The organism is Bradyrhizobium sp. LA6.1 (genome assembly GCF_040547805.1).
GTDB classification, from domain to species: Bacteria; Pseudomonadota; Alphaproteobacteria; order Rhizobiales; family Xanthobacteraceae; genus Bradyrhizobium; species Bradyrhizobium barranii.
On the sequence record NZ_JBEPQK010000024.1, the window covers coordinates 65,356 to 84,357 of the forward strand.

Annotated in this window: 10 protein-coding genes; 4 read left to right on the top strand and 6 right to left on the bottom strand. The window is 65.7% G+C overall.

What is annotated here, in order from left to right:
• The gene (locus ABIB99_RS38920; protein WP_063986668.1) at positions 1 to 888 is read right to left on the bottom strand and encodes a carbohydrate ABC transporter permease; all 888 of its coding nucleotides are present in this window, start codon (positions 886 to 888) and stop codon (positions 1 to 3) included.
• A gap of 61 nt (positions 889 to 949) precedes the next feature.
• A complete protein-coding gene (locus ABIB99_RS38925) occupies positions 950 to 2,251 on the bottom strand; it encodes an ABC transporter substrate-binding protein (RefSeq protein WP_063986669.1) in 1,302 nt (433 codons plus the stop codon).
• A gap of 192 nt (positions 2,252 to 2,443) precedes the next feature.
• On the opposite strand from ABIB99_RS38925, the gene ABIB99_RS38930 reads away from it, so the two are divergent.
• Positions 2,444 to 3,484, top strand: a complete 1,041-nt coding sequence (locus ABIB99_RS38930) for a LacI family DNA-binding transcriptional regulator (protein WP_063985365.1) — start codon at positions 2,444 to 2,446, stop codon at positions 3,482 to 3,484.
• Positions 3,485 to 3,494: 10 nt separating this feature from the next.
• On the top strand, positions 3,495 to 4,229 hold the full coding sequence (locus ABIB99_RS38935; protein ID WP_354181040.1) for an SDR family NAD(P)-dependent oxidoreductase: 735 nt from the start codon (positions 3,495 to 3,497) through the stop codon (positions 4,227 to 4,229).
• Between the two features lie 10 nt (positions 4,230 to 4,239).
• On the opposite strand, the gene ABIB99_RS38940 is transcribed toward ABIB99_RS38935, so the two are convergent.
• Positions 4,240 to 5,676, bottom strand: a complete 1,437-nt coding sequence (locus ABIB99_RS38940) for a lipopolysaccharide biosynthesis protein (RefSeq protein WP_354181041.1) — start codon at positions 5,674 to 5,676, stop codon at positions 4,240 to 4,242.
• A gap of 353 nt (positions 5,677 to 6,029) precedes the next feature.
• Between ABIB99_RS38940 and ABIB99_RS38945 the strand changes: the two genes are divergently transcribed.
• On the top strand, positions 6,030 to 7,097 hold the full coding sequence (locus ABIB99_RS38945) for an endo-1,4-beta-xylanase (protein WP_354098116.1): 1,068 nt from the start codon (positions 6,030 to 6,032) through the stop codon (positions 7,095 to 7,097).
• Between the two features lie 9 nt (positions 7,098 to 7,106).
• On the opposite strand, the gene ABIB99_RS38950 is transcribed toward ABIB99_RS38945, so the two are convergent.
• The 3 genes from ABIB99_RS38950 to ABIB99_RS38960 form a co-directional block, all read right to left on the bottom strand.
• Complete coding sequence (locus ABIB99_RS38950) at positions 7,107 to 8,060, bottom strand: DUF6492 family protein (RefSeq protein ID WP_354181044.1); 954 nt, start codon at positions 8,058 to 8,060, stop codon at positions 7,107 to 7,109.
• 95 nt (positions 8,061 to 8,155) lie between these two features.
• Positions 8,156 to 8,950 carry a protein-L-isoaspartate O-methyltransferase family protein gene (locus tag ABIB99_RS38955; RefSeq protein WP_354181046.1) on the bottom strand — a complete coding sequence of 265 codons (795 nt, stop codon included), beginning with the start codon at positions 8,948 to 8,950 and terminating at the stop codon, positions 8,156 to 8,158.
• On the bottom strand, positions 8,947 to 12,417 hold the full coding sequence (locus ABIB99_RS38960; protein ID WP_247311692.1) for an ATP-binding protein: 3,471 nt from the start codon (positions 12,415 to 12,417) through the stop codon (positions 8,947 to 8,949). The genes ABIB99_RS38955 and ABIB99_RS38960 overlap by 4 nt, the downstream gene beginning before the upstream one ends.
• A 135-nt stretch (positions 12,418 to 12,552) precedes the next feature.
• Here ABIB99_RS38960 and ABIB99_RS38965 point away from each other — a divergent pair, with 135 nt between their 5' ends.
• Positions 12,553 to 18,996, top strand: a complete 6,444-nt coding sequence (locus ABIB99_RS38965) for a non-ribosomal peptide synthetase (protein WP_354181048.1) — start codon at positions 12,553 to 12,555, stop codon at positions 18,994 to 18,996.
• Positions 18,997 to 19,002 lie beyond the last annotated feature (6 nt).

Genomic DNA, 19,002 nt, shown 5'->3' on the forward strand with positions numbered 1-19,002 from the left:
TCACCAGGCCACCGCGCCGCGGAGGCGATTGAAGGCGAGCACGGCGCCGAACACGATCGCCGTCAGCGTCAGCATCAGGGCACTGGCATAGCCGATGTTGAAGAATTCGAAGCCGACCCGGAAGCCGTAGATGTTGAGCGTGTTCGAGGCGTTGCCCGGGCCGCCCTGGGTCGTGATGTAGATGATGTCGAAGAAGCGCAGCAGATCGACGCTGCGCAGGATCGCCGCGGTGACGATGGTCGGCAGCAGCAGCGGCAGCGTGATGCGCTGGAAAGTCCTGAATGGAGACGCGCCGTCGATCTGCGCCGCCTCGTAGACGCTCGGCGGCAGGGATTGCAGGCCGCCCAGCACGATCAGGGCGACATAAGGCGTCCACTGCCAGCTGTCGATCAGAGCCACGGTAGGAATGACCCAGGTCGGCGAGGCCAGCCAGTCCGACGGCGGCAGGCCGAACGACTGGAGGATATAGTTGGCAGCACCGAGCGACGGATCGAGGATCACCAGCCACATCATGCCCGCCACCACCGGCGGCATCATGAAGGGCGAAATGAACAACGAGCGCACGATCCCCGGCAGCCGCTTGGCGTGGAACAGCACCAGCGCCAACCAGACGCCGAAGACGAGCTGCAGCACCAAGGACAGCACGAATAGCGCAATGGTGATCCACAGCCCGTGCCAGAATTCGTAATCGGAGATCAGCTTCGAATAATTGGCGAGGCCAGCGAAGGACTGCTTGCCGGTCGAGGAGAAGGTCTGGAAGCCGAGCCAGATCGTATAGACGACCGGAAACGCGATCATCGCGACCGTGAAGACCACGGCCGGCGCCGATAGGGCCGCCATCTCCAGCTTCTGCCGGTCCTGCGTGAGTGTCGCAGCCGTATCAGACATGCGTTCGTATCCTCGATCGAGTTGGGTGCCGGCAGGCAGCAAGCCTGCCGGCATGAGGCCGTTAGTTCAGCGCGATTAGCGCATCCAGGGCCTTGTCGGCATCCGCGCAAGCCTGATCGACGGTCTTCTGCTTCAGGATCAGATCTTGCACCGCCTGCCCGATGAACTCGCGCGATTGCGGATTGGCGACGATGGGATAGCCGACCTCGGAGGAGCCCTTGGTGGCGAGCACGTCGAGCGCGGCCTGCCATTCCTTCCGCACCGGCTCCTCGTCGATCCACTTGCGATATTCAGGATCCTTGGCGACCGACGGACGCGGCGGGGCAATGCCCTGAAGCGCCATCTTCTTCTGCACCTCGGGGCTGGTCGCCCACTGCACGAAGTACCAGGCCGCATCCGGCTGCTTGCTGTGCGAGGACACTGCCATGCCCCAGCCGATCGTGGTCGGCACCTGGCCGGCATCGCCCGCCGGGAACGGCAGCAGGCCGGTGTCCTTCAGGCGCGCGCCGCCTTCCATCACCGTGCGCAATTCATTCGACGACTCAAACGCCATCGCGGCGCGGCCGCCGCGGTAGAGCGCCGAAATCTGCTGGAAGCTGTAGTTGACGACGCCAGGCGGTCCGAAATCGCGCAGCAGCCGGCTATAGGTGTCGAGCGCTTCCTTGCCCTTGGCTGAGCAGAGGTTCGACTTGCCGTTTGCGACATAGCTGCCGCCGACATTGTGCAGCATGTTGCTGAAGGTATAGGCGATCGCGGGCTTGAGGCCGCGCGAGACGAACGGCGTCACCGTGCTGTCGCAGCTCTTGATCTTCTCGGCAGCGGCCTCGACGTCCTTGATCGTCTTCGGCGCCTCGAGGCCGCACTTTTTGAAGATGTCGGTGCGGTAATAGAAGATCGGGCCTTCGATGTTCATAGGCATGCTGGTCAGCTTGCCGCCGAAGGTCGCGGCCTTCAGCAGGGCCTGGCTCAATCCGTTGGGGTCGTATTCCTTGGCCACCTCGTTCTTGGCCATCGCGGTGAGATCGCCGTACCAGCCGGCGGCGGCGAACTGCTCGCCCTCGCGCGAGGGCAGCGTCATGAACACGTCCACCTCGTCGCTGTTCGCATTCATGACGGTCACCAGACGCTGGCGCATCTGCTGCTCCTGATAGCCGTCGACCTTGAGGGTCATGCCGGTCAGCTTCTCGAAATCGGCCTTGTAGGTCAGCAGCGCCTGCGACACCGGATTGTTGTTGGCGAGAAAGGTGACGGTCTTGCCCTTGAACTTCATCCAGTCGAAATCGGCGGCGTGCGCCTGCGCGGTCGCCGCAGCAATCGCGAGAACGGGCAACGCGACGTGGGTCGCGAGCATCCTGGCCTTCATCGAACTCTCCTCCCGGCTGGCCGCCTTAAGCTGGCGGACCATTTTGAAAACGTTTGAGCAGCGCTTGAAAACGGTTACAAAATAGACCTCGCATTCGCCGTGTCAAGCGATGGACAAGCCGCACAATCTGCGGCAGATTTGCGACATTGCCGCTACCATGCGGTTCGCTACGCCCGATGTAACGTTACATTCATGAGACTGACCAACGCCAAGTCTGTGAAACAGGGCATCCGCGCCGTGGCGGCCCGCGCCGGCGTCTCGACGGCATCGGTCTCGCGCGCCCTCAACAACCCCGACGCGGTGAGCCCTTCCTTGCGGGCGCGTATCGAGCAGGCCATCGACGCGCTCGGCTACATCCCGCATGCGCCGGCGCGCATCCTGTCGTCACGCCGCTCGCGCACGCTTGGCGCAATCGTTCCAACGATCGACAACACGATGTTCGCGCGCGGCATCGCCTCGCTGCAGCAATATCTGTCGTCGGTCGGATACATGCTGTTTCTCACCACGAGCGGCTACGATCTCGACGTCGAATTGCAGCAGGCGCGCAATCTGATCAGCCGCGGTGTCGACGGCCTCGTGCTGCGCGGCGATTGCCATCACGACGGATTGCGCAAGCTGCTGGCGGACAATGCCGTACCGTTCATCAATGTCGGCATCTACCAGCCCGACCGGCCCTATCCTTGCGTCGGCACCGACAACGAAGCCGCCGCCCATCGCGCCGCCGCGCATGTCATCGAGCTCGGCCATCGCCGCATCGGGATCGTCTCGGCGCTCCAGCGCAACAACGACCGCGCCAGCGCGCGCGTCGCCGGTTTTCGCCGCGCGCTGACGGAGAACGGGCTCGAATTGCCTTCGCAATGGCATGTCGAGGTGCCCTATACGCTGGACGACGCGCGCGAGGCGGCGCGCTATCTCCTGGGCCTCGAGGACCGTCCGACAGCCGTTGTCTGCGGCAACGACGTCATCGCCTATGGCGTGCTGCTCGAAGCCGAGCGCAGCGGTTTTTCGGTGCCGCGTGACCTATCGGTGGTCGGCTTCGACGACCTCGACTGGAGCCGGCATTTGCGGCCGAGCCTGACCACGATCCACGTACCGACCGGAGAAACCTGGCAGCGCGCCGGCGAATATCTGGTGCGCAGCCTCGCCGGCGAGCAGACCATCATGCATCGCGAGATCGACTTCTCGCTGGTCGTCCGCGAGTCGACGGCTGCGCCTCCGAAATCCCTGAAGTGAGACATTCCCGATGAATCCGAATTTTTCTCTCGCCCCCGGCTTTCATGCCGTCGTGATCGGCGGCGCCGGTGACATTGGCGCCGCCATCAGCAATCAATTCTGCGATCTGGGTGCGACAGTGACAGCAACGGGTGCGAACGAGGCCGATCTTGCCCGCACCCTCCTCAAACCGCGCGCGGGTCTCACGCTCGCGACGCTCGATGTCACCGATGACGAGGCCGTCATGTCCTTCGCCCGGAAACACAAGCGCGTCGACGCGCTGATCAACTGCGCCGGCATTCTCGCGCGCGACAAGGAATTCGAGATCGAGACCTTCATGAAGGTGCTCGACGTCAATCTCACCGGCACGTTCCGGACCTGCATGGCCTTCCATCCCCTGCTCGCGGAGCAGACGGGATCGATCGTCAACATCGCTTCGATGAACGCGACGCTGGCGCTGCCGCGGATTCCCGCCTATTGCGCCAGCAAGGGCGGTGTCGTGATGCTGACCAAGGCGCTGGCTTTGAAGTGGGCCGAAGAAGGCATCCGCGTCAACGCGGTCGCGCCCGGCTATGTCGAAACCGCGATCAACGCCGCCGGCCGCAGCGATCTTGCGCATTATCAGCGCATCGCCGACCGCACCGCCTTCAAGCGCTGGGGACAGCCGGAGGACATTGCCGGCGCCGTTGCCTTCCTCTGCATGCCGGCTTCGCAATATGCGACCGGCACCGTCATTGCCGTGGATGGCGGCTTTCTCGCGGGGTAGCGCGCGGGTTCTATACGCCCAGCGCCTTGCGGTTGAACGTCCGCAGGAAGCGCAGCGACAACGTCCGCACGTTCGCGACGTTGAGCAGCCAGGCCGCGGCAGCGTAAGCAACCCCGCCCGCGGAGCTGACGACCATCAACGCCACGATACCGGTACCGCCGACTTGCGTCCGCGCAATGAGGATGGCGCCCGCCATCGCCGCAGCCGAAGCCGCAACGCCGGCGAGACGGTTGACGTCGAACGGCACGGGATGGGCGTGGCGCATCAGGGCAACGGCGACGACGAAGCCGAGCGCTTCGGTGGCGAGGGTGGCGAGCGCCGCGCCGTAAAGCCCGTAGCCGGCCACCAGCGCGAACATCAGCGTCACGCTCAGAACGAGCGTGAGGAACGATTGCGCCGCCAGCATGAACGGCCGCTCGGCGAGCTGGAAGCTGATCTGCACATAGAATTGATTGGCGATGCCGAAGAAGCGCGCGAGCACCAGCGTCGGCAGCAGCGCCGATACGCCGGCGCGGAAATCGACACCGACGAGCGTGCCCGCGACCTGGTCGGCCGCGAGCGCGAGCCAGACGGCGACGGGGGCGACGACGACGAGCAGCAACTCGAGGCTCTCGCTCAGCCGCTCCCGCGTCGTCTCGTTGTTCTTCTCCGACAGCGACCGGAACACCAGCGGCACGGTTGCCGCGGCGACGCTGGAGGCGATCATGACCATGAACTGTCGCGGCAGATCGGCGGCGACGCCGAAAATGCCGGCGGCGTCCTTGCCGAGCAGATAAGCGACGATGAGCCGGTCACAGGCCGAATAGACCGCAACGGACAATCCGGCCAGCGTCAGCGGCAGGCCGTAGCGCGCCAGCTGCATGAACTGGCTGCGCTCAAAGCGCGCGATCTTCGTGCGGTCGCCGACGAGATTGAGAATGATGCCGGTGAGCGAGCCCAGGCCGAACGCGGCGAGCAATCCCAACCCACCCCAGCCGAGCCAGATGCCGAGCAGGCCAAAGCCGACGCTCGACACGCTGCGGACGATCGAGATCGCCGCGAACCTGTAGGGGCGCAATTTGGCGCGCTCGAATTCCTGGCCGACATCGACGGCATTAGCCATGATCGCCACGAACATGCTGGCGAGCAGCAGCTCGACGCTGAGATCGCTGCGGAACAGAATGACCAGCGGTGTGGTGGCGCAGAGCACCGCAGCCGTCAGCGCGAAGGCGACCATCGCCGTGCCGCGAAAATCCACCTCCGCCGACATCGCCTGATAGCGGGACACCGACAGCTTGATCCAGGCGAAGAAGATCGCGCCCAATATGCCGGCAAGGCTGATGCCGACGACATAAACGCCGTACTCGGCCGGCGTCAGCAGCCGCGTGTAGGCCGTGACCGCGAAGAAGCCCACCGCTGCGGGCAGGATGTAGGCGACGAGATAAATCGAGAAATGGCGGTTCAGCATGCGAGCACAGGACCGGCAACGGTGTTGCGATGGTGACGGCCGTTAATCAATGACCTTGGCGGGGCGAACGAACTGCGCCGCAGCATCTCTCAAGAGTGTCACATAAGTCTGCAGATCGGGCGGCGAATGAGGCTGAGAGGCCGCTTTCGCGCGTTAGCGTTAAATTTGCCCTTTCCCTGGAGCGGTTGCTGCGATCACGACACGAAACCCTGATCCAGACTGGAACAGCGATGCAGCGCCACGCGCGTTGCGCACCGGACATCCGCAAAGGTTAACCCAACGACAGGAAACTCCGGCGTCGCAAGGCGCCGCTTGGTACGATGGCGCATTGGTTCCAAAAGGAACGTCCCACCGTGACCAGGCTCGACAGACGCGAATTTCTCCTCGGCGGCGCCGCAGCACTCGCGGCGGGGGCATCGGCGTCCGCCGCGCCGGCATCAAAACTCGCGCAGCGCCGTCCGGGCTTTGGCGCTGCGGCGACGCTCTGGGACCTGCAAGCCGATCCCAGGCTCGGCGAAGCCATCAGCACCTATTGCACCCAGGTGGTGCCGGTGCTCGAGCTGAAATGGCCGATGCTGCGGCCGAACGCGCACACGTTCAACTTCGAGCGCGCCGACGCGATCCTGGATTTCGCCAGGGAGAACGATCTGACGATGCGCGGCCACGCGCTCGCCTGGTATCACGACATTCCGGACTGGACCAAGCAGATCAAGGACACCAAGGGCGTCGAGAGCGCCTATGTCGACCACATCGGCACCGTCGTGTCCTATTACAAGGACAAGCTGACGTCGTGGGACGTCGTCAACGAGCCGATCCCGGACAATCCGAAGAAGATCACCGACCGGCGCGACACGTTCTGGACGCAGCATCTGGGCAACCGCTGGATTCCGCTGGCCTTCCGCACGGCGGCCGCGGCCGATCCCTTCGTCAAGCTCGCGATCAACGAATATGACATCGAGTCGGCGAAGGACTCGTTCATTGCCAAGCGCGCGGCGTACCGCAACCTGATCATGGACCTGCTCGACCAGGGCGTGCCACTGCACGCCGTAGGCCTGCAATCGCATCTGCATGCCGAGCTCGAGATCGACACGCATGGGCTCGCCGAATTCGTCACCGAGTTGCGCTCCTGGGGCCTCGATGTGCTCGTCACCGAGCTCGATGTCGACGACCAGAAGCTGACGGGAAGTCCTGCGGAGCGCGACGCCATCGTCGCCAAGCGCGTCGACGATCTCCTGACCGCGATCTCGACCAGCGGCCCGGTGCGCTCGATCCTGACCTGGGGCCTCTCGGATCGCTATAGCTGGATCAACGGCACCTTCGCCCGCGCGGACAAGCAGCCGAACCGCCCGTTGCCGCTCGACGGCGAATTCAAGCCGAAGCCGTTCATGGACGTCATCAGCAAGTTCACGAGGGACGCCTGAGACGCGGCCTTAGCGCGTCTTCGCCGGCACTTCGAATTCGGCCGCATCACCCATATCTTCAGGAGACAGGCTCGGGCTGCGTCGATCCCGCGAACTGAGGTGGAACACGTCGCGGATGTCGTCGATCGAGGTCGACGAATAGGACTGGATGCAGAGCGCGACCTGTTCGGGCGAGGCCGCGCGCATCATCGCTTCGATGGCGGGACGGTCGAGGGGCGTGTCGTCCCAATGCGAGACCGCAATGCTGTCTTCGGTGACCCGATGGGTGGCCAGATGCGCGGGCGACTTCGCGACGAAGTGTCCGTACATCAGATACTCCGAGAACTTCTTCTTCCGGCACAGCGCCAGAACCCAGTTCAAGCCCGTCGCCGCCTTGATGGCGTCGGTCATCGCGCGCGCGGTGTCCTTGTCCCAGACCAGCGCGTTGCCGACATAGTCATCGGCGGGGAACGAGCGTTCCTTGATACCGAGAAGCTGATCGACGGTGCGCAGCCACAGCCCATGCAGCGGATGGTCCGCGCCGATGTCCTTCGGGGTAACGAACAGCGGTGTCTTCTCGGCGCCGGCATATTGGCCAACGTCGAATTCGCGGAAGAACAGATTGTCCGAATCCAGGATGCAGACGCGTTGCTCCGGCGCGTTGAGGACGCCGGCGATCTTGAGGATCTGCTGGATGTGCCAGCCATGCACCGGCGACGACAGCAGCGACAGCCAGACGCGGCGCTTGCTGAGGAACTGAAGCGCCGGCGGCAGCGCCCACAGCCATTTCGGCAGATAATTCGAGGCCGGAACGATGACGCGCTTGTCGGACGCGAACCGCTCGAACAGCGGTACGTCCTCATCGTTAACGAGAACATAATGCCGCGTGTATCCCGAGAGCCAGGTGTCGATGCTCTCGCTGAGCAGCGAAAAGCGTTCGATATCCTTGGCGTAGCTGGCGGTCAGCAGGGCAACGGAATGCATGGAGCGCGCTCGAATGGCCATCAAGCCGCACTCATAGCCGCACCGCGAGATGCTGGAAACTCACAAACGGAATCAAGGTAAAACGAAACGAAGCATTAGCCATCCGACGGCAGCCCCTGCTCGATGCCGCGAAAACGCAGTGGCGCCAGCGCGGAGGCGCGCTGCCACCAGTCGGCGACGCGGTCGTCGAGTGCGGTCACACCGCGACCCTGGCCGGGGAAGATCCGGATCTGCTGCACCGCCTCGGCCTCGAACCCCCTGCCCTTGCGCGTGATCTTGAGGGCGGCGCCCTCGCGGTCGCGCTGCGTCAGCGGCGCCAGGAGGCGGCCGTGCGGGCGGAGCGACTGAAGCCAGAGCGGATGCGGGTGCGGGAAGCCGGCATGAACGATGATCACGTCGGCCGGTTCGCCGATCTCCTCGCATCCATCGCCATGCACGACCTCGACATTGCGATAGGGGCGAAGGTAGTTCGCGGCACGCGCCGCAAGCCGCCCGTCGCATTCGATTGCACGCACCCTGCCCCTGGGCCCCACGATCTTCGACAACACCGCCGAAAAATAGCCGAGACCGCAGCCGATCTGGACCACGCGGTCCTTCTCCCCGACGTCGAGCAGATCGATGAAGTGCGCCCACAGGCTCGGCAGCCCGGTGTCGAGCTTGCGGCGCGCATCGATCGCGACCAGCACATTGTCGTAGAGATGAACGGGATCGGGATCCGGCGTCAGCCGGTAGCTGCGCGCCGCCTCGCTCTTGATGCGCCAGGGTCCCTTCGCCAGAAAATCCTCGCGCGGGATGGCGGCGAGCGCTTCGAGCAGGCGTGGAGAGGCGATCCGCTCTCGCTTCGCAATCAACTCGACATAGCGCGCACGCGCGGCGGCAAGATCGCTCATTTCATCGCATCGGCCTGTTCAAGGACGGGCACGTCTCCGCCGAGCTCGCTGAGGAGCTGCATCGCCTGCTTCAGGTCCGGAGTATAAAAGCCCTCGCTGAACTTGCCGACGATCGGCAAAAGCAGAAGACTTGCGTGCTCGCGCTTGCCGGCTTGGTGCGACAGGCGCGCAAGGCTGACGGCGGTCCGAAGCTCCCATGACAGCGCGCCCTGCTTGCGCGCGGTCTCTAGCGACAGGGCGAACAGGTCCTCGGCCTCCTGCACCGATGCCGGATCACCGTCCGACATCGTGATCTCGCCCTGCAGCCGATAGACCTCGGCGAGATAGGAGTGATCGCCGGTCCGTCTCGCGGTCGCGAGCGCGCCGTCCAGCGCGCGCAAGGCGGCATCGCGCATCCCGACCTTGGCATAGGCTTCCGCAAGCAGGCAGCGGAACCAGCAGCCGGCGAGCCAGGAATCCATCGCCTCGTATTCGTCGAGGCCGAGGCGCATCTGGCTGAGACCTTCGTCGGCCTCGCCGAGCTGGGCCAGCGCCCAGCCGCGCAGGATCGCCGCCTGCTGCTTCCAGTGCAGGAAATTGTGCTCGGTGGCGATGATCATGGCGCGGTTGGCGTGGTCGCGCGTGCCCTCGACGTCGCGCAAATGCTGGCACAGATAGGCGCCGAACACGAGCGCGAAGGCGAGCGTGAAGGGATGGCGGATCTTCTCGGCATTCGCGATCGCCTGCTCGCTGTGCTGGCGCGCCGCGTCCGGCCGGCCGAGGAACCAGAGGAGATAGCCGAGATAGGACAGCGAAACGACGCCGGGATCGGTACCGTGCCGCTCCATCAGATCGGAGTGCAGATCGGGACTGTAGAGGTTGATGCAACGGTGCAGATGGTGCTGGGAGGCGGCAAAACGGCCGCGATAGAGCATCGTCATCGCGATCGAGCGGTGCGCCTCGATCAGATAGCCGGTCTGCTGCGCCGGCTGCGTGCGCTCGTTCAGCCGTTCGCGCTTGGCGAACTTCAACAGCTCGACGCTCAGATCGTGCGCGCGGCTGAGATCGGCACGGATGAAATGGCAGACCCAGAGCCCGCGCGTGGCGGCGAAGGCCTTCTCGTCGTCGTCGAGCTGCTGACCGAGCTCGAGCGCGCGGATGTAGTTCTCCTCGACCTCCTGCACGGCGTAGCCCTTGGCGGCAATCAATGCGTTGCCGAGCGCGATGCGCAGCTCCAGCTCCATCTCGTCGGCGCCCTGCATGCGTGCATTGGCCTGCACGACGCTCAAGCCCCGGCGCAAATGCCCGATCGCCTCCAGATTGGCGCCGCTCTTGGCCGCCTGCTTGCCGGCCTTGAGCCAGAAGCTGGCGGCGCCCTCGCTCTGGCCGGATTCGGTGAGGTGATGGGCGAGCAGCTCCGGTTCGCGCTCGGTCTTCTCCGGATACATCTCGGCGAGCACCTGCGCGATCCGCGAATGCAGCTTGCGCCGCTCACTGTGCAGCAGGCTGTCGTGCGCGGCGTTCTGGATCATCACGTGCTTGAAGGAGTAGAGCGCGCCCGGCGGATGGCCGCGGCGCATGATCAACCCGGCCTCCTCCAGATGATTGAGCGCGGCCTCGATCTGCTCCGCCGGCGTGTTGGCGACCGCGTGCAGCGTCTCGTAGGAGAACTCGCGACCGATGGTGGCGCCGATCTGCGCGATGCGCTTGAACGGCCCCATCCGGTCCAGCCGCGCCATCAGCGAGTCGGTGAGGGTCGCCGGGATCGCGAGCTGCCGCCATGGGCCCGACAGCACGTAGCGCCCGTGCCGCTCGGTCAGGAGGTTGGATTCGAGAACGGTCTTGGTCAGCTCTTCCAGGAACAGCGGCACGCCGTCGGTCTTGACGATGATCTCCTCGACCACCTCCTTGGGAAGCTCGCGGCCCGCGACGCGCTCGACCAGCGTCGTGCGCAGCTGCCGGCTCAGGCGGTTCAGCACCAGCGTGGTGATGTGCGAATGCGCGTTCCAGCTCGGCTGGAATTCGGAGCGCGCGGTGATGATGACAAGGACCGGCTGGTTCTGCACCCGGGCGACGAGGAGGTCGATCACCTCGCGGGAGGTCGGGTCGATCCAGTGCAGATCCTCAAGCGCGATCACCAGCGGCATGTCGCGCGCAAGGCCGAGGAAATGATTGACCAGCGCCGCGACGGTCGCATCCTTCTGCTGCTGCGGCGACAGGTCGAGCGGCGGATAGCGGTCTCCGGTCGGGATCGACAGCAGCGCGGCAAACAGCGGCGTGACCTGCTCGATGTCGCCATGGGCGGCCGCGATCGCGGTCTCCAGACCCGCCAGCGAGGTCGCGGATGGATCCTCGCGGTCGAGGCCGAGCGAGAATTTGAGCTGCTCGGAGAACGGATAGAAAGCCGTGGAAGTGTAATAGGGCGAGCACTGGAACGAGACGTGTCCATGGCGGTCGCCCGCGATCCGGTCGAAGATCTCCTGGATGATGCGCGACTTGCCGATGCCGGGCTCGCCGAACTTGACCACGACCTGGCCGTCGCCGTCCTTGACCTGCTGCCAGCGCCCCATCAGCAGCGCGATCTCCTCCTCGCGGTTGACGAGCGGCGTCAACCGCCCGCCCATGGCAGCGGCGAAGCGGGTTTCCGCCCGCGAGGCGCGCACCACGTGCCAGGCCTGCGTCTTCTCCGAGATGCCCTTCAGCGCATGGACACCGAGATTGCGGTAGTCGAACTTTCCCTTCAGCAGCGACTGTGTCGAGGACGAGATCACGACGCCGTTGGGTGGCGCCAGACCTTGCAGGCGCGCGGCGAGATTGACGGTTTCTCCGACCGCGGAATCGCGCTCCTCGGTGCCTTGGCCAACGAGGTCGCCGACCACGACGAGACCGGTTGCGATCCCGATGCGGACGGCGGGCGCGTGGCTCAGCGCACCGCGCGGCTCGATCGCGCGCGCAGTCGACAGCACCCGCACGATCTCGAGCCCGGCGCGCACCGATCGCTCGGCATCGTCCTCATGCGCGGTCGGATAGCCGAAATAGACAAGGATACCGTCGCCGACAAAGCGCGCGGCAAACCCCTCGTAATGTTTCACCACCCGGACACAGGTCTCGCGAAAGCTCGCGATCATGTCGCGCACGTCTTCCGGATCGAACTGCACCGACAGCGAGGTGGAATCCACCATGTCGCAGAACATGGTGGTGAGCTGACGCCGTTCGGCACCGACTTCCGCCCGGACTTGCGGGCGCGCGGCCGTATCGGGCTTCTCGGCGGTCTCAGCGTGGAATAGCGCCGACATCGCGCGCTGAAGCCGCTTGCGATCGCCGAGCGGCAATCCGAGCTCGACCAGGTCGGATTCCGTCAGGTCCCCCATCACATCGAGATCGAGGCGGTGCTGCGCGAAGAGATCGGTGTAATGTCCAAGACCGACGCCTTCGAGCCAGCGCTTCAACCCGCCTTCCGTCCCCGTAACAGGTTCATTCTCCAGCATGGTGATTCTGCCCGACCTTCACTCCGTCGAAGGGCTTTAGGCCCCTCAACCACAGATTTTGGGGCCCGAACTTCACCTCAGACTGGACGCGTTCCCTAAGTCTTGGGAAGAATAGCTCAATCAGATCAAAAGGGAATGGCATTGTCCCACATTGCATCCGTAGCGGGAGAGGATTCGGACAGCGCAGGCGCCGAAACCAGGACGTTTGCCGATATCGGCGGCCTTCTCGACTTTTATGCGCGCAAGACGCCGTCGGCACCGGCTCTCCTCGCGCCGGGCCGGCCGGCCCTCACCTACGGCAAGCTGGGTGAGTTGGTCCAGCAACTGGTCCGCACCCTGCGGGGGCTCGGCATTGCCCCTGCCGACGGGATCGCCGTTGCGCTGCCGCGCGGCGCCGACAGCGCGCTGGCGCTGATCGCGGTCGCCTCGGCCGGCGCCTGCGTCCCGGTCAATCCCGATCTGACGGCCGACGAGCTGCAGCGCTATTTCAGCGAATTGAAGCTGACCGCGCTCGTCACCCGGGCCGACATGAATTCACCAAGTCGTGACGTTGCCAAGGCACTCGATATCGCGGTGATCGATTTCGTGCCGGGGCCGAACGACAATCTCGGCGGCTGCGCGTTCATCGGCCCGGCAGTCGGGCCGGCCAGCACAAGCGGCGCCTCGCGCGGCGACGATGACGCCTTCATCCTGTTGACGTCAGGCACGGCGGCGCGGCCGAAAATGGTGCCGCTGACGCAGCGCAATGTGTGCCTGTCCGCATACAATGCCGGCCGCGTGCTGTCGCTCGCAGCCCACGACCGCCTGCTCAATGCCCTGCCCCTGTTTCACGCTCATGGTCTGATCTCCGGCCTGCTGACGGCACTTGCCGCGGGCTCCAGCGTGATCTGCACCAACGGTTTCGACGCATTGTCCTTCTTCGGCTGGATGCGGGAGCTGCGACCGACCTGGTACACGGCGGTGCCGACCATCCATCGCGCGCTGCTGACGGCGGCCGAGGCCGACCCGGACCGCGCCCGCTCGTCATCGCTGCGCGTGATCCGCTCGGCCTCGTCCTCGCTCGCACCCGCGATCCTGAACGGGCTGGAGGCGATGTTCGGCGTTCCCGTGCTCGAGACCTACGGCATGACGGAAGCGGCCTCGCAGATCGCGGCCAATCCGTTCGAGCTGCGCAAGGTCGGATCGGTCGGCCGCGCTGCGGGCCCCGAGATCGCGATCATGGACGGGGCGGGCCGCACGCTTGCGAGCGGCGAGCACGGCGAGATCATGCTGCGCGGGCCGAACATGAGCCGCGGCTATTATAATGACGAGGCGGCGACACGGGCCGCCTTCCGCAACGGCTGGTTCCGGACCGGCGACCTCGGTTATCTCGACGCCGACGGCTATCTCTTCATCGTCGGCCGCATCAAGGACGTCATCAACCGCGGCGGGCAGAAGATCTCGCCCCTGGAGGTCGAAGAGGTCCTGCTGAGCCATCCGGCGGTGCTGGAGGCCGGCGTGTTCGCCGTTCCGCACCAGAAGCTCGGCGAAAACGTCGCCGCCGTCGTGGTGCTGCGCCCGAATTCCGAAGCAACTCCGGACCAGCTTCGGCAGTTCGCGCGCAAACGTCTTGCGGCCTACAAGGTGCCGAGCCTGATCCGCGGCGTGGCCGCACTGCCGAAAGGCGCGAGCGGCAAGGTCAAGCGCAACGCGCTGGCCGATCTGATCGCAACCGCGGAGCATGGCGTCGAAGCGCAATTGCCGCGCAACGCGCTGGAGACCCAGCTCGCGGGGATCTGGGCCGGTCTGTTGGAGCTGCCGCAGGTCGGCACCGACCAGGATGTCTTTGCGCTCGGCGCGGACTCGCTCGCGGCGACGCAGATGCGCTCGCGCTTGCGCGAACGCTTCAATGTCGAGTTCTCCTTCGAGGACATCTTCGATTGCGCCACGGTCTCAGCGCTTGCGGCCCGGATCGAGACCGCCACAACCCATCGCGAGACGATGGTGCCCGCATGGCGCCAGGCGGCGGCAGCCGACGCGCCGCTGTCGTTCCAGCAGCAGCGGATGTATGTGCTCTCGCGGCTCGATCCGACCCGCTACAATTACAACGTCGTCGAAGTCGCCGTTCTCAAGGGACTGGTCGACGTCGCCGCGCTTTCTGCGAGCCTCGCCTCGATCTGCGCGCGCCACGAGGCGCTGCGCTCGGTCTTCATCGAACGCGAGGGCGAGCCGGCGCAGCGGGTGCTGCAATCACCTCCGCGATTCGAGCGGATCAAGCTCAAGCCCTGCGCCGCGGACAAGCAGGGCGCAATCATCCGGCGCGAGGCGCTCGTGCTCGCGCAATATCCGTTCGATCTCGCGCGCGAGCCGCCGCTGAAGGTCACCCTGCTGTCGTTCGACAAATCCAGCCACGCGCTGGTGGTCAACGTCCATCACCTCGTCACCGACGGCTGGTCGCAACGGCTGTTCTGGGAGGAGCTTGCCGCCCATTATTCCGCTGCGCGCAAGGCAAGCGCGGTGACGTTGCCCTCGCCCGCCTTCCAGTATCGCGACTTTGCGCTATGGCAGCAAAGCTGGGCTCAGACGCCGGCGGCGAAGGAGCAGCTCGATTACTGGCGGACCCAGCTCGACGGTGTCACCACACTGCCGCTGCGGACCGACCGGCTACGGCCGGAGGTCTGGAGCGGTCACGGCGCCCGTCACTATCTCGAATTCTCCAAGGCACTTTCGGCCGATCTGCGCGCGCTGAGCCAGGACCAGGGCGTCACGCCTTTCATGACGCTGCTCGCGGCTTTCCAGTGCCTGTTGTTCCGCCACACCGGACACGAGGATGTCGCGACGGGATCGCTGATCGCCAACCGCAACCAGATCGAGAGCGAGCGACTGATCGGACTGTTCGCCAACACCCTGATCCTGCGCAACGATTTCGGCGGCGATCCGGGTTTTGGCGAGATGTTGCGGCGGGTGCGGCAGGTCACGCTGGATGCCTACCGCAACCAGGACCTTCCGATCGAGGAAGTGCTGCGCGCGCTGCAGATCGCGCGCCGGAGCGATGGCAATCCGCTGTTCCGGATCATGTTCATCCTCCAGAACGCCTCGATCGAGGCGGCACGTTTCCCCGGCCTGTCGACGCGGCGGCTCGAGGTCGACCCGAAGGTCGCGCGCTTCGACATCACGCTCGAACTGGTCGAGGCCGACGGCCGCTTCACCGGCTTCTTCGAATACGCCACCGATCTGTTCGACGCTGCGACCATCGAAGGCATGGCCGCTCAGTTCAAGACCCTGCTCAAGGCCGTGATCGCCAATCCGGAGCAGCGCATCTCGCGCCTGCCGCTCCTGTTGGAGGCCGAACGCCGACAGTTGCTGGCGAAAGGCCAGGGCGTGGTGGCCAATTTCACCACGCGCGGCAATCTTTGTGAACGCCTCGAGCGCCAGGCGAAGAAGACACCGAACGCAGTTGCCGTGTCGGACGGACACACCTCTCTGACCTACCGGGAGCTCGCCCGCCGCAGCCAGGCGGCCGCACGCTGGCTCGCGCGCGAAGGTGTCGGCGCCGAGAGCGTTGTCGCCTTGCTTGCAGATCGCGGGCCCGACCTGCTTGCCGCGATGATCGCCGCGCAGCGCGTGGGCGCAGCCTTCCTCAATCTCGATCCCGACCAGCCGCCGGCGCGGCTTGCGACCATCCTCGGATCGAGCTGCGCCCGCATGCTGCTGACCGGGCGCGCCCAGTCGGCCATGGTCGAGGCGCTGCTCGAACCGCTGGTCGAGCGCATCCATGTCGCCGAGCTCGAGGACGCGATCGCACCCGGATCGACCAGGCCTGTCCGCGCCGCGCGGCGCGCAGCTGCGAGCCTCGCCTATCTCATCTACACATCCGGCTCCTCCGGCGCGCCAAAGGGCGTCATGATCGAGCAGCGCGGGCTGTCGAACCATCTGGCGTCGCTCATTTCCGAGCTCGGCATTACGGCCAGCGACGTGATCGCCCAGACTGCGCCGCAGAGCTTTGTCATCTCGGTCTGGCAGTTCCTTGCCGGTCCCATGGTCGGCGCGCGCGTCCATGTCTGCGCCAACGCAATCGTGCAGGACCCGATCCTGCTCGCGCGGGAGATCGAGCGCGAAGGCATCAGCGTGCTCGAGATCGTCCCGTCGCTGCTGCGGGTGATCCTCGACCGCATGGACGACGCGCAGGTCCAGCGCGCCTTTGCGGGATTGCGGCTCCTGATCTCGACCGGCGAGCCGCTGCCGGTCGATCTCTGCCGCGCCTGGTTCGCCCGCTGCCCAAAGGTGCCGCTGATCAACGCCTATGGCGCGTCGGAATGTTCCGACGACGTCTCGCTGCATCGCCTGACCAACGCGCCGGCGGCGGCGGCGAGCAACGTCCCGGTCGGCGCGCCGCTGCCCAACACCCAGCTCCATGTGCTCGATCAAAACCTCCAGCCGCTGCCGGTCGGCGTGACCGGGGAGCTCTGCATCGGCGGCGCCGGTGTCGGCCGCGGCTACATCAATGATCCCGCGCAGAGCCGTCAGCGTTTCCTGCCCGATCCGTTCTCGCGCCAGGAAGGCGCGCGGCTGTACCGGACCGGCGACCTCGCCCGCCGCCGCGCCGACGGCACCATCGAATGCCTCGGCCGCGCCGACCATCAGGTCAAGGTCCGGGGCTACCGTATCGAACTCAAGGAGATCGAGAACGCGCTTGCCGACCATCCCGCGGTGCGCGCCGGCATCGTCGAGCCGCGCCGCGAGGCGAGCGGCGATGTCAGGTTGATTGCCCATATCGTCGCAAGGGCCGGCAGCCAGAGCAGCGCCAGCGAGCTGCGCGACTTCCTGAAGAGCCGGTTGCCGGGCCATGCCATCCCGTCCGCATTCCTGTTCCTGGACCAGATGCCGCTCAATGCCCATGGCAAGATCGACCGGTCGGCGCTGCTGGCGCCCGCGCAGCAGGACGCCTCCGGACCGGACGCCGCCGTGCCGGCGCGGCACTTCACCGAAAAGGTGCTCTCGGACATCTGGGTCGACCTGCTGAAGGTCGAGAGCCTCGGCGTGACGGATAATTTCTTCGATCTCGGCGGCCATTCGCTTCTGGCGGGCCAGGCGATGGCGCGCGTCGCCCGTGCGCTCGGCGTGTCGCTGCCGATCAAGACCATCTTCGAGGCTCCGACGATCGAAGAGCTCGCCCGGCGGGTTGACGAGGCCGTGGCAGCAAAGCCGCGCAAGCCGGCAACAGGCATGCTGCGGCCTGCTGAAAGCGGGCTCCCAACGCTCTCGATCGCACAGGACCAGATGATGCGGATCGAGCAGAACCTGCCGGGCCTGCCGTTATTCAACCTGCCCTTCGCCTTCCGCCTCCAGGGCCCGCTCGATCCGACCACCCTCGCGCAGGCGTTCGGCGACATCGTGCGCCGCCACGAATCGCTGCGGACCGGATTCGGCCGGAGCGGCGAAGAGCCCGTCAGTCGCATCGCCACACCCGGCGAGCTCGGACCGGCCCTCACCATCGAGGTCATCGGCGACGGACGTCCCCACGACAACAAGCGGCGCAAAGCCCTCGAACTCAGGAAGATCGATCTCCTGATCGAGCAGGAGACCTACGCTCCGTTCGACACCGCGCGGCCGCCGTTGTTGCGGGCGCGGCTGTTGCGGCTCCATGCCGACGATCATGTGCTGCTGCTGACGCTGCATCATGCCATTGCCGACGGCTGGTCGATCGGCGTGCTGTTCGAGGAGCTGTCCAATCGCTATGCGGCGCTGGCCAGGCGTCCGTCCGTGCCGCTGCCGAAACTGCCGCTCGCCTTTTCGGACGTCGCCCGCTGGCAGCGCTGGTGGTGCGGCACCGACGCCGCACGCCGCCAGGCCGCCGACTGGACGGAGAATCTGCGCGGCGCGGCCCCCGTCTTCGACGGTGAAGCAAGCCCCGGCGCGTCCACCGGGCATCACCCTGTCAGCCTCGAGCGCGAGCTGATCGGCCGGCTCACGGCGTTCGCCGGCCGGCATAACAGCACGCTGTTCATGTGCCTTCTCACCGGCCTGAAAGCCCTGCTGCTGGCGCAGAGCGGCCGCAACGACATTTCGGTCGCCACCGCCATGGCCAATCGCGCCCAGCCGGATACCGACCGGGTCGTCGGTCCGTTCGAGAACACGGTGATCGTCCGTACCCGAATCACGCCGGAGCTGTCGTTCGCGCAAGCCCTGGCCCGGGTACGCCAGAGCGTGCTCGACGCGCATGCGCGCCAGGAGTTGCCGTTCAACATCCTGGCCGACCATCTGGAGCAGGAGGGGATCGATCCGGCCTCGCTGCTCCAGGTCTATTTCACCCTGCAAAATCCGCTGCGCCAGCCGCTCGATCTGGCTGACGTCACGATCGAATCGATCGGCAACGTCGCGCGCGAAGGCCAGCCGGTGCTGCCGATCGACCAGACCTGGCTGTCGCTGATGCTCAAGGAGCGCCCCACCGGAATCACCGGCTCATGCAATTACAAGGGCGAGCTGCTCGATGGCCGCAGGGTCGGTGAGTGGATGGCGCATCTCGTCGCGCTGCTGGATGCGGCCGTCGCCCACCCCAACACGCCGCTCGGCCGATTACTCGCTCGCAGGGCGGCATGACCGGCT

Coding starts and splice junctions, on each gene's coding strand:
- ABIB99_RS38920 (WP_063986668.1), bottom strand. CDS start 888: ATGTCTGATACGGCTGCGACACTCACGCAGGACCGGCAGAAGCTGGAG.
- ABIB99_RS38925 (WP_063986669.1), bottom strand. CDS start 2,251: ATGAAGGCCAGGATGCTCGCGACCCACGTCGCGTTGCCCGTTCTCGCG.
- ABIB99_RS38930 (WP_063985365.1), top strand. CDS start 2,444: ATGAGACTGACCAACGCCAAGTCTGTGAAACAGGGCATCCGCGCCGTG.
- ABIB99_RS38935 (WP_354181040.1), top strand. CDS start 3,495: ATGAATCCGAATTTTTCTCTCGCCCCCGGCTTTCATGCCGTCGTGATC.
- ABIB99_RS38940 (WP_354181041.1), bottom strand. CDS start 5,676: ATGCTGAACCGCCATTTCTCGATTTATCTCGTCGCCTACATCCTGCCC.
- ABIB99_RS38950 (WP_354181044.1), bottom strand. CDS start 8,060: ATGCATTCCGTTGCCCTGCTGACCGCCAGCTACGCCAAGGATATCGAA.
- ABIB99_RS38955 (WP_354181046.1), bottom strand. CDS start 8,950: ATGAGCGATCTTGCCGCCGCGCGTGCGCGCTATGTCGAGTTGATTGCG.
- ABIB99_RS38960 (WP_247311692.1), bottom strand. CDS start 12,417: ATGCTGGAGAATGAACCTGTTACGGGGACGGAAGGCGGGTTGAAGCGC.
- ABIB99_RS38965 (WP_354181048.1), top strand. CDS start 12,553: ATGGCATTGTCCCACATTGCATCCGTAGCGGGAGAGGATTCGGACAGC.